This is a genomic window from Paenibacillus validus NBRC 15382 (genome assembly GCF_004000985.1).
Lineage (GTDB): Bacteria > Bacillota > Bacilli > Paenibacillales > NBRC-103111 > Paenibacillus_G > Paenibacillus_G validus.
On the sequence record NZ_BIMH01000022.1, the window covers coordinates 13529 to 26636 of the forward strand.

Consider the following 13108-nt stretch of genomic DNA (forward strand, 5'->3'; position numbering starts at 1 on the left):
GTAAGACAACTGCCTCGGCGAACATAGGAGTCTACTTAGGTAAGGGAGGAACAAGAATGAACGCTGCTCAACAGAAACACCAGAAAACAGAAACGAAGGAGGTTGCCAACTTCGACGCGGTCGTTGTCGGGGCAGGATTTTCGGGCTTGTATATGGTTTATCGCCTACGTGAGGCAGGTTTCTCCACCCGTGCTTACGAGGCAGGCGATGGGGTTGGAGGTGTTTGGTATTGGAATCGTTATCCCGGAGCGCGCTGCGACATTGAAAGCATCTATTATAACTACACTTTCTCTGATGAGCTTCTTCAGGAATGGACATGGTCTTCCAGATACGCCGAACAGCCTGAAATCCTAAGCTATCTCAACTACGTGGCAGACAAGTTCGACCTGCGTCGGGACATCCAATTCAAGACGCGCATCACTGCTGCTCATTACAACGAGACGACGAATAGATGGCAAATCAACATGGACGATGGCACTAGCGTATCGGCTAAGTACTTCATCACGGGAGTAGGTTGTCTTTCTGCCGGCAGTATTCCTACATTTAAGGGCTTAGATAGCTTCGAGGGTGACTGGTACCACGCCGGACATTGGCCGCACGACAAGGTGGATTTCCAGGGTAAACGGGTCGGTGTCATCGGTACCGGCTGTACGGGCGTTCAGGTCATACCGGCCATTGCACAAGAGGCAGACCGCCTAATGGTCTTTCAGCGGACCCCACAGTATAGCACGCCAGCGCAAAACCATCCGTTGGACCCGGAATTCATACGTCAAACGAAAGACAACTACAGTACGATTAAACGACAAATACGCGAATCGTTCATGGGCACTCCGTATATGCCCCGTGATCGGTCGGTGCTCGATGATACACCGGAAGAACGCCAGCGGGTATTCGAGGAGGCCTGGGAGCAAGGCGGGCAAGCACTTCCGTTTACCTATAAGGACTTGGTCTTTGACGAAGCAGCCAACGAGACTATCGCCGATTTCGTCCGCTCCAAGATACGGGAGATCGTAGTTGACCCCGCGGTGGCCGAGAAGTTGATGCCAAAGTACTATTTCGCCACCAAACGTCCAGTGATAGACACCAATTATTTCGAGACCTATAACCGCGAGAACGTTACCTTAGTAGATGTAAGGCAAGCGGCTATTCAGGAGATCACGCCCAAGGGGCTGCGAACATCGGATATGGAGTATGAACTGGACATCCTCGTTTTTGCTACCGGCTACGACGCGATGACAGGACCGTTGTTCAAAATCGATATCCGTGGTAGAGACGGGGCGGCGTTAAAGGAAAAATGGGCGGAGGGAGCGCAGACAAGGACGTACCTCGGAATAGCTACCGCTGGTTTCCCGAATTTTTTCATGATTACAGGTCCTGAGAGTCCTTCCGTCGTGACCAACATGCTTGTATCTATTGAGCAGCACGTGGAATGGATTGCGGATTGTATCCAATATATGCGCGAGCATGGTGTGGAGACGATTGAGGCCAAGGCGGAGGCAGAAGAGGGATGGAGCAAGCATTGCAGAGAGGTGGCCGACTCCACGCTCTATACCAAGACCGACTCCTGGTACACGGGTGCGAATATCGCAGATAAGCCGCTTGGATTCCCGATTTATCTGGGGGGTGTTGGACCCTACCGCCAGATATGCAACGAAGTTGCGGATAAGGGTTACGAGGGATTCTCTTTGATATCCTTTTCCATCCACTAAGCATATAATCAGAGATTGGCAAAGGAGGTTTTATTATCATGACTTTGGATCCTCAAGCAGCGGCATTCTTGGATTTAATCAAATCGGGTGGCACACCGCCTTTGAAGATGATGACACCTGAAGAAAGTCGGGCCTTATTCGCCCAGATGCACGCTCTGGGTGGAGAAATTGAAGCGGTTGCCCAGGTGGAAGACCGCCATATTTCTGTTCCCGATGGTCAAATTAAAGTCCGAATTTATAGACCCGAGGGGGAAGGCCCCTTTCCCATTCTCGTCTTTTTTCACGGTGGAGGCTATGTGTTCGGTGATTTGGAAACCGTGGATAGACCGTGCCGAAATCTTACCAATGCTGCGCGTTCGGTTGTCGTTTCCGTAGATTACAGGCTCTCTCCCGAATATAAATTTCCGGTACCTGTTGAGGATGGATACGCTGCCCTTGAATGGGTAAGCAATCAGGCATCCACCTTTCAAGGAGATGCTTCCCGAATAGCTGTCGGCGGAGACAGTGCGGGGGGAAACCTGGCAGCCGTTGTTGCAATCCTGGCACAGGAGCGGGGGGGACCTACAATTGTTTCTCAAGTATTGCTCTATCCGGTGACTGACTTTTCCTGCAATAGCAACTCGTACAAAGAAAATGGCCAAGGATATAATCTAACCGAAGATGACATGCTTTGGTTCCGGAAGCACTATCTGGGATCCGAAGATGACATTCAGAACGTATATGTTTCCCCGTTGCTCGCCAATAGTTTAAGCGGGCTGCCTCCCGCACTAATCCTTACAGCTCAATATGATCCGCTTCGCGATGAGGGAGCTCAATATGCAGCCCGTCTGAAAGATTCCGGGGTTTCCGTGGAATACGAGTGCTATGAAGGAATGATTCACGGATTCTTTTGGTTTGCAGGGATATTGGATCAAGGGAAGCATGCGATTGATCGGGTGGCTAATTATTTGAGAACGGTCTCTGGCAGATGAATACCAGACAGGATTAGCAAATATATTTATGGAGATGGCGAAAGGATTGGCCCACTGGTCATCGAACCACAAATTTAATCCATGGAAAAGGGAGGTCTTCCTCTGTTAATCAAAGCTGCCGTAACCCATCATAAGGGCTCGGCTTTTAAAATAGAAACGGTGATTCTGTCGGAACCCAAAGAGAATGAAGTCTTAATCAAAGTTGTGGCATCGGGTGTTTGCCACACGGATGCCATAGTCAGAGACCAAATCGCTCCTGTACCGTTGCCGGCTGTTCTAGGGCATGAGGGCTCCGGGATTGTAGAAAAAATTGGATTCAATGTAAGGACTGTGCGTCCAGGGGATCATGTTGTCCTATCTTTTTCTTCCTGCGGCCAATGCGAGGAATGTTTAACTGGGCATCCAACAACGTGCAACGAGTTAAACCCATTGAATTTTGGCGGAAGGATGAGCGATCACACCCACAGGATCTTCTATAAGGAGCAGGAAGTTTCCACTTTTTTCGGACAATCTTCATTTAGCACCTATGTCGTGGCCAACGAGAAAAACCTCGTAAAAGTAGACAAAGATGTAGATCTGGCTCTGCTTGGACCACTAGGCTGCGGAATCCAAACCGGAAGCGGGACGGTATTGAATAAATTAAAGCCTGAATTCGGTTCTACGATTGCCATATATGGATGCGGCGCGGTTGGGCTTAGTGCAGTCATGGCTGCGAAAATTGCCGGATGTTCTAAAATTATAGCCATTGATGTACATGATCATCGTTTAGAGTTAGCCATGGAGCTGGGTGCCACCCATGCATTAAATGGAAAAGAAGTGGTAGACGTGGTAGCACAAATCAAAGAGATGACGAATGGGGGGGCCCACTATGCCATCGAAACGACGGGAGTTCCTGTGGTCGTGCGCCAATCCGTACAAGCGTTAAAAAACAGAGGGACAGTCGCCATTGTCGGGGCAACGGGAGAAGTAACGTTCAATATCCACCAAGATCTGATGGCGGATGGAAAAACAATGGTTGGGGTGGTTGAAGGCGACGCTGTTCCGCAGGTATTTATTCCGAAGTTAATTGAGTATTACAAACGTGGTCAATTCCCGTTCAATAAACTGATTAAGTTTTACAATTTTGATGAGATCAATGAGGCTTTTGAGGATTCGCATACGGGGAAAACGGTTAAGCCGGTCTTGAAAATGTAGGTATTCCGAAGTATTTCTTGCAGAGAATCAAGCTCCAGCGAAGTTGTCTGGAGCTTGATTTTCATTTAGATGGCCTCGCTTTTTACATGTTATTTTATGATTCCCTGCCGTATCGCTTCTGCGACAGCTTGAACCCGATTGTGCGCAGTCATTTTCTTGGTCACGGATTTAACATAATCCTGAACGGTGAATTGACTAATCCCCATAAACTCCGACATCTCTTTCACACTCTCTCCAAAAGACATTCTTTGTAAAACGGCGATCTCACGGTCGCTCAGTTTACTAGGGTTATCAATAGGATTCATAGATCGAATGGCTTTACCTGCCAGCTGCCCGTATAAAGTGAGTGCCTGAAGAAGATCGTCGCCTATCGGTTTTGAGCCTGTATATTGCCCGGGACAAGCATATCCAACTACTGTTGTATTACAAGGAATAGGAACGGCTAAGACAAAAGACTTGTAAAATTCCATTTTCAAATACTTCTCAGGCGAAAGCCGAATTAATTCTGATCCTTCGGCATACACCGCTTGTTGTATTCGAATTGCTTTACGAAGAAGGGGGAGGTTGCGCACATCGTCTCGAATTTTCAAGGGGCTGGTTCCCTGGTCGGTAATTTGCAAAATGCCTTCGATAATCTCGCTTAACGGCGAATAACTGTATAAATGAACACCTGAAAAAGGGAAGAGTTCCGTGAATCCTCTTGCAGTGAGGACGATCTTGTCTTCATGATATGCGGCCGTGTAAATCATCTGGAGATAATCTTTCATCACAGTATCGAGCAACCAATCACTTCCCTTTTGGAAAGTCATTCTCAGATGAACTCAAGCGGTTGAAAAAATTATAAAGCATAAATAAACATTTTACAACCGCTTACATTGTGATATTTATGAAATCTTCAGGCACTAAAAAGGATGGATGTTGAGAAGAAATTGTGGGTAGAGATGAAATAGCGACATTTGCTGAACGGCGGTGGTCTTTACATGATCCTAACAATCCGTTGATACCTAGATAACGCCCGGTTAAATCCGGAGCTGGGGCGAGGCTACAATTATGCAGGTGTCAAGCCGTCTCCGGGGATAGCGCTTCAATCCGCTGAACAGGTCGTGACGGATAACATCCAGGAGAACACGTTATTAAATATCGATTTCAATGCGATTACGCCGGAATTGGTCTCGTGTGCCAAGCACCGGGGACTCCCGATCTACGCCTATACGGTTGAGACCAAGAAAGATATGCAGGATTTGATGAAAATGGGACTGCCAGGGATCATTACGGATTACGCCAACTGGATGGAAACACGGTGATGGGAGAAGAGACGGAATCTCCGCAGCAACCGGAACAACCTGAATTGAAGGCTGTCGCAATCAGAGGTCTTCCGGCATCCATGTATGCGGGCGATACGGTTTCGCTGGCTGTCTATGCCGATTATAGGAATGGCCCCAGCCTGGACGTTACAGCCTTTGCTGCAGTTACAAGCAGTCATCTGGATACGATAGCTGTGCGGCCGGGCTCCATTGTGGCGTTGGCGGCGGGAACCAGCGTGATCACTGCCGTTTATGGCAACGCCAAGTACGAGGCGGCCATTCAAGTGCTGCCAAACCGTAATAATACCAACACGGATACCGACACCTCAGTCGGTTCAACCCCTTCATCCGTCAATACCGATCCGAAGAAGTATGAACCTTCAGCAGAAGAGCTCAAATCCGCCCAAAGTTCATTCAAGCTTAAGGGCGAACAGCAGCAGCTCGTGCTGCCTGCCAATGTTGATGATTGGCTGGTTTCCAAGTCGCTTGAAGTGCAGGCTTCGGGAATACAGATAACCCTGCCTGCATCGGTGTTGAAAAACGCGGTAAGCCAGTCGAACGGGAATGTGCAGCAAAACGCGCAGACACGAATCCGAGGCTTGCAGGCTTATACCATATTAGCGATAACGGGGACTTGACATTCGTCAGCGGTCGGGTAAAAGACGAATTCGTAGAAGGACAAACGTATCATTTTAGCAAATATGGCGTGCTGGAGTTCGAGAAAACGTTCTCCGACGTTCCGAACGATCACTGGGCTGCGCCGGTCATTAAGCAGTTTGCGGCTAAACATATTGTGGAAGGGACAAGCCAGACTCTCTTTTCCCCGGAGCAGCCGGTCACCCGTGCGGAGTTTACGGCACTTCTGGTACGCCTGCTTGGCTTGAATCCCGAGCCTTCGGCATCATTCCGCGATGTGTCGGCCGACAAGTGGTATGCGTCCCCGATCGCCACAGCCTCCCAGGCGGGCCTCGTCCAAGGGGGAGAGCCGGATTTGTTCGCGCCTGACCGGACCATAACCCGTGAGCAAATGGCGGTCCTTCTGGTACGGGCTTATGAACTTCAGACGAAACGGCGAGCAACGGGCAATGCGATCAGCGCCTTCAGCGACTCTAAAGATATGAGTGCGTGGGCGCAAGAAGGAGTTAATGCGGCTTATCAATTCGACCTAATCTCCGGCCGAAGCGAGGGACTGATGGTACCTCAAGGTCAAGCCAACCGTGCCGAAAGCGTGCAAGCCGTTTACAATTTGATGAACAAGCTTCAACTTTTCCCGTAAACATGATTTAGGATATAGAGGATCTTCCAGCATGTCATTGCCGAGGCCCGCATTAGCTGAATCTCAAGCTAATCGGGCCTCATCTGTTAATTCTCATGATTGACGTTGAGAAATATTATCATTTACAATGAAGATCAATAGAGAATGTAGATGCGATTAGGGCGGGCGAAGGATGAAACGGATATTGCTAATTGAGGATGAGAAGAATCTATCGCGGTTCCTCGAACTGGAGCTGCGCCATGAAGCGTTCGAGATTGCGCTCGCAGCGGACGGCAAGAGCGGTCTTGAACTGGCAATCCGGGAGAGCTGGGATCTTATTCTGCTCGATCTGATGCTCCCGGCAATGGACGGAATTGAGGTATGCAGGCAGATCAGAGCCGCCAAGAAGGTGCCGATCATCATGATCACGGCCAGAGACAGCGTGACGGATCGCGTATCCGGTCTGGATAACGGCGCTGACGATTATATTCCAAAGCCGTTCGCAATCGAGGAACTGCTTGCGCGCATACGTGTCGTATTCCGCAGGCAGGAGGAGGCGGAGGAACAGCAGCGGCAGCTGCTTGCGTTCCATGATCTTGTTCTCGATGTGGATGCCAGAGTTGTAATCAAGGACTCCAGAACGATTGAGCTGACGAAACGGGAATATGCCTTGCTGGAGACGTTCATGAAAAATCTGAACCGCGTGCTGCCGAGGGAGACGCTGCTTGATATGGTGTGGGGCTTCGATACGGTAGTCGATACGAATGTCGTTGACGTCTATGTGCGTTATCTCCGCAACAAGATCGATACCGAAGGAGAAGCCAGCTATATCCAGACGGTTCGTGGCATTGGCTATGTGATGCGCAAATGAAGGCGGAACGTTACCGATTTCCTATACGCTATCACGCTCTGCCGATCAAATGGAAGCTGACCCTATGGTCAGCTCTCTTGCTGTTCCTGCTGTTCGGAGCTTATAACATCGTCCAATATGTATTCGTCGAGCGGTGGATGATAAAGGAGGAGCAGGCAAGCACACAGCAGGATATGAGGGAAATACTGAATGTGCTGCTGGAGAAGGAGTTTCGCTTCGAGGAGTCTGAGTACTCGCGCATACGCAGCTATCTGGAGAAGGTGAATCAATCTTCCCAGCTTATCCGCGTGTTCGATGAGAAGGGCTTGCCGATCATTGCGGTATCGGATGATTTTCCGAATGAGTGGATAGCGGACAATGACGCTGTACTGAGGGCTAACGATAACCATTCGTTCAGTCTGGATAACATGCTGGTCATGCGAAGCCCGTTTACGATCTTCGAATTCCATGGCACCGTTGAAATCGTGAAGAGTATGGAAGACTTCGGGAAGCTGATCAACGCTTTCCTGCAAGTGATGCTTCTATGCGGACTGGGGGCGGTCATGGTCAGTGCCTTCGGCGGCAGACTGTTGGCGCGCCAACTGCTGCGGCCGCTTCAGGCGATGAACGAAACGATGCAGCGCGTCAAGCAGAATGGGCTTCAAGAGCGGATCCAGCTTACCGGATCGAAGGACGAGATCCATTCGCTGATGAACCTATTCAACGAAATGATGGACCAGGTCGAGCGCTCCTTCGCACAGCAGCGGCAATTTGTCGAGGACGCGTCGCATGAGCTGCGGACACCGATCGCGATATTGGAGGGTCATCTGGCCATGCTGCGGCGCTGGGGCAAGCAGGACCCGGCCGTTCTTGAGGAGTCGCTGGACATCTCCCTTCACGAGCTGGCCCGCTTGAAGGGGTTGGTGCAAGAGCTGCTTCGTCTGTCGAGGGCGGAGCGGTCTGTCAGCGGCGACGAAGCAAGGGAAGCAGACCCGACGCCGATTCTGTCGCGGCTGATCAAGCATGCAGCCGCCCTGTACCCGTCGTTCCGATTCGAAGCGGAGCTCGAAGACTTGGGGGGCATCAGGCTTGCGATTTCCGAACAGCATCTGGAGCAGATTTTTATTATCCTCATGGACAATGCGGTCAAATATTCAGGCGACAGCCGCACCGTTCGAATCCGTGGAGCGGCTTCGGACGGGCAAGCCACCCTTGCGGTGATCGACTGCGGCATCGGGATTTCAGAGGAAAGCTTGCCTTACGTCTGGGACCGCTTCTACCGCGCGGATAAGTCGCGAAGCGGAGAGCAGGGCGGCTATGGGCTCGGTTTGCCCATTGCCAAGCGGCTGGCCGAGGGCTGCGGCGGAACGATTCAAATAGACAGCCGTCTGAATGAAGGTACAACCGTAACGGTTACGTTTCCTGAGAAGATCAAGTGAGTGCGGCTCGAATAGAAAACTTTTTTCGTTTTCACAGCATTTTCTCATTTTCGTTCGTTACAATGAGTTGGTAATGATATTCATTATCACAAATAAACTATCAGAATGAGAGGTCGGACCGAAATGAGAAAGAAATACTTCGTGGGCATGATCGTACTAACGCTAATGATGGCCATAGCGCTGGCAGGCTGCGGCGCTGGAAATACAGGGAATCAAGAAGCGGGCAATGCTCCGGCAAAGGAGGCGCCTGCTAGCACTGAAGCGCCGAAGAAGGAGCAGGTCGTTAATATATTCACGGCACGCCATTACGATATCGACTTCCAAATTTTCGACGAATTCGAGAAGCGGACAGGCATTAAGGTCAATGAGATCAAAGGTACGGCCGAGGAGCTGGTGGAGCGCCTGAAACGGGAAGGCGAGAGTTCCGAGGCGGATTTGTTCATCACCGTTGATGGCGGCGTATTAAACTACGCGAAGCAGAACGGCGTACTTCAGCCCGTCCAGTCCGATGTCGTGAATGCCAACGTACCGGCGAACCTTCGCGATAAGGATAATAACTGGATCGGCTATGCTACCCGCGCACGCGTCATTGTTTATGCCAAGGACCGGGTAACGCCGGATCAGTTGTCCACTTACGAGGATCTGACAAACGAGAAATGGAAGGGCAAAGTGCTCGTGCGCTCGTCTTCCAACCTGTACAATCAATCGCTTCTCGCATCGCTGATCGAGCTGAATGGCGAAGAGCAAGCCGAACAGTGGGCGAAGGGGCTGGTGAACAACCTGGCTCAAAAGCCGGATGGAGGAGACCGCGACCAAGCGAAGGCGATCGCCGCCAAGGTTGGCGACGTGGCCATCATGAATACGTATTATGTTGGACAGATGCTGCATTCGAAGGAAGCGGAGGAGGTCAAGGTAGCCGAGCAGATCGGCGTCTTCTTCCCGAACCAGAACACGACCGGCACGCATCTTAACATTAGCGGCGTCGGACTGACTGCGCATGCGAAGAACAAGGAGAACGCCGTCAAACTGATCGAGTATCTGACAAGCAAGGAGACACAGACGACGCTTGCAGCCGGAAGCTTCGAATTCCCGGTCAATGTCGAAGCCGAGAAGCCGGCGCTGCTGAAGGAGTGGGGCGAATTCAAGGTGCAGCAGCTCGACTTCTCGAAGCTGGGCGAGCATAACAAGAAGGCTATAGAGATCATGAACAAGGTGAACTGGAAATAAATATGATGGCTTCCACCTTGTTGAGGGACTTGAAACGAAAGTTGAATGGATGGGTAATCCTTAGTGGAATTGGGGCCATGGCGGCCCTTCTTCCGTCTTTTTATATTCTGATCGGCCTATTCCGCAAGCCGAATGAGAATTGGCAGCATATCAGGGAGTATATGCTTGTCGATTACGCGCTGGAGTCGCTGCGGCTCGTGGGCGGCACGGTTGCGTTTGCCGTCATGATCGGCGTTGCGCTAGCCTGGCTCGTAGCGGCATACGATTTCCCGCTGCGGCGCTTTTTTGCCTGGACATTCGTACTGCCTCTGGCTATGCCTCCGTATATCGCGGCCTACACGTACGGCTCCATGCTCAGTTATACGGGCAGCGTGCAGACCTTTATGCGCAATAAGCTTGGATGGACCGTCAATCAGAGTTACTTCGATATCATGTCCATGAAGGGCGCTATTTTTATTTTCACCCTGTTCTTGTTCCCGTACATCTATCTGATTACGAAGTCGTTCCTCGAGAAGCAGAGCGCCGCCTTCATTGACAATGCAAGACTGCTGGGGAAGGGGCCCGTCTATATCTTCCTTCGAGTGGTGCTGCCGCTGTCGCAAGGGGCGATCGTCGGGGGGGCAAGCCTGGTTGCCTTCGAGGTGCTGAACGATTACGGCGTGTCCAAGCACTTCGGCATTCAATCATTCTCAACCGCCATTTTCAAGACTTGGTTCGGCATGAGCGACATCGATTCGGCGCTGCGTTTGTCCGCCTTGCTCATGATGGTCATCATAGGGCTGTTCGTCATCGAACGCCTGCTACGCGGACGGAAGAAATACCATTCGACCGTCAGCCGTTCGACCCCGCTGCGCCGGAGGAAGCTGCGCGGCATTCAGGCTGCCGCAGCCGTCGTCTTCAGTACGATCGTGCTTTCATTGTCATTCATCATTCCGGTATTCCAGATGATCGTCTGGGCCGGGTGGACGTACCATGACGTGCTGGACATGAGGTTCGCAGGCATGCTGAATAATTCGCTCGTCCTATCAGGTGTCTCGATCGCGCTTATTATGCTTCTGGCCGTCATCGTGGCGAATGTGAACCGCTACGGGCGAACCTTCTTCTCAAGGATGATGAGCCGTGTAATTGCGATGGGTTATTCCATCCCGGGAGCGGTCCTGTCCATCGGCGTGCTCGCCGTATTCCTGTCGCTTGACCGGCAGCTTGCCGGCGTCTATGAGCAGCTAGGCCTGGGAGCGGGCAAGCTCGTGCTGAGCATGTCGCTTGTTATGCTTGTATTTGCGTATACCGTTCGTTTTCTGGCGGTGGGTTATAATGCGGTAGAGGCTGGTTTTGACAAAATCGGCAATCGATACAGCGAGGCGTCGCGCATGCTCGGTCTCGGAATGACGCGCACGTTCTTCAAGGTAGACCTGCCGATGATACGCGGATCGGTGTTGGCCGGGCTAGTGCTTGTGTTCATGGAGATCGTGAAGGAGCTTCCGCTGACGCTGCTGCTCAGGCCATTCAACTTCGATACGCTGGCGACCAAGGCCTATCAATATGCGAGCGATGAGCAGATCCATCAGGCATCCGTGCCTTCGCTCATGATTATCGCGGTCGGGATTTTGTCCGTCGTATTCTATCATTGGTTAGGGGAGAGGAATGCGAGATGAGCTTCATAGAGCTTCAGGATATATCGTATCATTATTCGAAGGCCGGCGGGAGCGTGCTGAGCGGCTTTTCGCTTCAATTAAAGCAAGGGGAGATTGTGGGAATATTGGGACAGAGCGGCTGCGGCAAGAGCACGCTGCTTCGGTTGATCGCCGGCCTTGAGCAGCCGAGCTCGGGGCATATCACCATTAACGGCGTGACAATGGTTTCTCCGAATGTATTCGTGCAGCCGGAGGCGCGCGGCGTCGGCATGGTGTTCCAGGATTATGCCTTGTTCCCGCACCTGACGGTCGCGCAGAACATCCTGTTCGGCCTGCATCGGCTGCCGAGCTCGGAGCGTGCGGCGCGATTGGCCGATATGCTGGAGCTTGTCCAGCTGAGCGGCTTCGCCAAGCGGTATCCGCATGAGCTGAGCGGCGGCCAGCAGCAGCGCGTCGCTTTCGCGAGGGCACTCGCGCCGCGGCCGCAGCTGCTGCTCATGGATGAGCCATTCAGCAGCCTGGATGCGGATCTGAAGAGCCAGATCCGAGGGGAGCTGCAAGCGCTGCTCCGGGCGGCAGGCATTACCTCGATCCTTGTCACCCATGACCGGGAAGATGCCGATGCGATCTGCGATCGGATTGTCGAGATGGAAGCCAGACAGCTGGTGTTCCAATAAACGTAAGGGGGCTTTCCCATAAGGTCATAAATAGACCTTCCGGGAAAGGCCCTCTTTTTTATGATGCGGTGAGAAGGCATACCAAGCGGCCAATATCCGGCAGACTCGAACTAACGTGGGGACAGGAGCATATTTTGTAGTGCTTTTCCATATAGATGAAGGGGCACACGGTCTTGACTAATATAATAAAAGATAGCTAAACCATTTTCTAACGAAAGAATAGTCCATGCCATTTCATTCGTAGATAGAGTAGAATCATGATTCTCTTTCGACATCAATTTCTCAATGGCCTTGGAAATTTGTTCTACCGATTCTGTTATCATGGTAGACCATTTATGGCGTACCGATTCTTCACGCATCGCATAAAGAAGAAATTCCATGTTCAGCATGCTCCATGTTCGATTTTCCTGCCTAACGGAAAGGAAATATTCATCCATTGTTTCGATAAAATGTGAAAGTGAATGCTGTTGGTCTATGACTTGATGGATGTTTTCCACATGTAATAGCATTTGTTGTTCCAATATGGCTAGAAAGAGATCTTCTTTGGAATTAAAATGAGCATAAACCGCCCCTTTGCTAAATCCGGCATATTCTGCAATTTTATCAACAGAAGCTCCGTGAAAGCCTAGTTGAGCAAAGGTCTCAACAGCTGATTCTAAAAGTAATTGCCGTGTTTCCTTTTTTCGCTCCTCTTGGGTTAATCTTCGTCTGGCCATTCTTCTTCCCCCCTCTCGCTTGACAATCATACCATGCAGCATTAACATACCATATAGTATATAAATTCCGAAAGGTATGCAAATTATCATTTATCATTATGCTGGAAGTAACCATCAACAATGTCATTCTGG

13 protein-coding genes are annotated in these 13108 nt (G+C 50.9%); 11 read left to right on the forward strand and 2 right to left on the reverse strand.

The features are described from left to right. The first annotated feature begins 56 nt into the window (after nt 1–56). The 3 genes from PVA01S_RS15360 (at nt 57) to PVA01S_RS15370 (ending at nt 3874) form a co-directional block, all read left to right on the forward strand. Entirely contained in the window at nt 57–1709 is a 1653-nt protein-coding gene (locus tag PVA01S_RS15360; protein WP_127608342.1) for a flavin-containing monooxygenase, read from the forward strand. Between the two features lie 38 nt (nt 1710–1747). Then, nucleotides 1748–2680: an alpha/beta hydrolase gene (locus PVA01S_RS15365; RefSeq protein ID WP_127608343.1), complete on the forward strand. Its 933-nt coding sequence runs from the start codon at nt 1748–1750 to the stop codon at nt 2678–2680. Nucleotides 2681–2782: 102 nt separating this feature from the next. Next, nucleotides 2783–3874: an NAD(P)-dependent alcohol dehydrogenase gene (locus PVA01S_RS15370; RefSeq protein WP_127608386.1), complete on the forward strand. Its 1092-nt coding sequence runs from the start codon at nt 2783–2785 to the stop codon at nt 3872–3874. Nucleotides 3875–3963: 89 nt separating this feature from the next. Here the strand turns inward: PVA01S_RS15370 and PVA01S_RS15375 are convergent, their stop codons facing one another. Beyond that, complete coding sequence (locus PVA01S_RS15375) at nt 3964–4656, reverse strand: helix-turn-helix transcriptional regulator (protein ID WP_164751850.1); 693 nt, start codon at nt 4654–4656, stop codon at nt 3964–3966. A gap of 321 nt (nt 4657–4977) precedes the next feature. Between PVA01S_RS15375 and PVA01S_RS15380 the strand changes: the two genes are divergently transcribed. The 8 genes from PVA01S_RS15380 (at nt 4978) to PVA01S_RS15415 (ending at nt 12260) form a co-directional block, all read left to right on the forward strand. Continuing rightward, nucleotides 4978–5178 carry a glycerophosphodiester phosphodiesterase gene (locus PVA01S_RS15380; protein WP_164751851.1) on the forward strand — a complete coding sequence of 67 codons (201 nt, stop codon included), beginning with the start codon at nt 4978–4980 and terminating at the stop codon, nt 5176–5178. Then, nucleotides 5175–5816, forward strand: a complete 642-nt coding sequence (locus PVA01S_RS15385; RefSeq protein WP_127608346.1) for a hypothetical protein — start codon at nt 5175–5177, stop codon at nt 5814–5816. Before PVA01S_RS15380 ends, PVA01S_RS15385 begins: the two co-directional genes overlap by 4 nt. Continuing rightward, complete coding sequence (locus PVA01S_RS15390) at nt 5813–6454, forward strand: S-layer homology domain-containing protein (RefSeq protein ID WP_127608347.1); 642 nt, start codon at nt 5813–5815, stop codon at nt 6452–6454. Before PVA01S_RS15385 ends, PVA01S_RS15390 begins: the two co-directional genes overlap by 4 nt. A gap of 172 nt (nt 6455–6626) precedes the next feature. After that, nucleotides 6627–7304 carry a response regulator transcription factor gene (locus tag PVA01S_RS15395; RefSeq protein ID WP_127608348.1) on the forward strand — a complete coding sequence of 226 codons (678 nt, stop codon included), beginning with the start codon at nt 6627–6629 and terminating at the stop codon, nt 7302–7304. Further along, nucleotides 7301–8722: a HAMP domain-containing histidine kinase gene (locus PVA01S_RS15400; RefSeq protein ID WP_127608349.1), complete on the forward strand. Its 1422-nt coding sequence runs from the start codon at nt 7301–7303 to the stop codon at nt 8720–8722. Before PVA01S_RS15395 ends, PVA01S_RS15400 begins: the two co-directional genes overlap by 4 nt. 123 nt (nt 8723–8845) lie before the next feature. Then, nucleotides 8846–9949: a Fe(3+) ABC transporter substrate-binding protein gene (locus tag PVA01S_RS15405; RefSeq protein ID WP_054796612.1), complete on the forward strand. Its 1104-nt coding sequence runs from the start codon at nt 8846–8848 to the stop codon at nt 9947–9949. 2 nt (nt 9950–9951) lie between these two features. Continuing rightward, on the forward strand, nt 9952–11604 hold the full coding sequence (locus PVA01S_RS15410; RefSeq protein ID WP_127608350.1) for an ABC transporter permease: 1653 nt from the start codon (nt 9952–9954) through the stop codon (nt 11602–11604). Next, on the forward strand, nt 11601–12260 hold the full coding sequence (locus PVA01S_RS15415; RefSeq protein ID WP_054796613.1) for an ABC transporter ATP-binding protein: 660 nt from the start codon (nt 11601–11603) through the stop codon (nt 12258–12260). The genes PVA01S_RS15410 and PVA01S_RS15415 overlap by 4 nt, the downstream gene beginning before the upstream one ends. A gap of 110 nt (nt 12261–12370) precedes the next feature. On the opposite strand, the gene PVA01S_RS15420 is transcribed toward PVA01S_RS15415, so the two are convergent. After that, nucleotides 12371–12976, reverse strand: coding sequence for a TetR/AcrR family transcriptional regulator (locus tag PVA01S_RS15420; protein ID WP_127608351.1), 606 nt, complete (start codon nt 12974–12976; stop codon nt 12371–12373). Nucleotides 12977–13108: the final 132 nt, after the last annotated feature.

Coding starts and splice junctions, on each gene's coding strand:
- PVA01S_RS15360 (WP_127608342.1), top strand. CDS start 57: ATGAACGCTGCTCAACAGAAACACCAGAAAACAGAAACGAAGGAGGTT.
- PVA01S_RS15365 (WP_127608343.1), top strand. CDS start 1,748: ATGACTTTGGATCCTCAAGCAGCGGCATTCTTGGATTTAATCAAATCG.
- PVA01S_RS15395 (WP_127608348.1), top strand. CDS start 6,627: ATGAAACGGATATTGCTAATTGAGGATGAGAAGAATCTATCGCGGTTC.
- PVA01S_RS15400 (WP_127608349.1), top strand. CDS start 7,301: ATGAAGGCGGAACGTTACCGATTTCCTATACGCTATCACGCTCTGCCG.
- PVA01S_RS15405 (WP_054796612.1), top strand. CDS start 8,846: ATGAGAAAGAAATACTTCGTGGGCATGATCGTACTAACGCTAATGATG.
- PVA01S_RS15410 (WP_127608350.1), top strand. CDS start 9,952: ATGATGGCTTCCACCTTGTTGAGGGACTTGAAACGAAAGTTGAATGGA.
- PVA01S_RS15415 (WP_054796613.1), top strand. CDS start 11,601: ATGAGCTTCATAGAGCTTCAGGATATATCGTATCATTATTCGAAGGCC.
- PVA01S_RS15420 (WP_127608351.1), bottom strand. CDS start 12,976: ATGGCCAGACGAAGATTAACCCAAGAGGAGCGAAAAAAGGAAACACGG.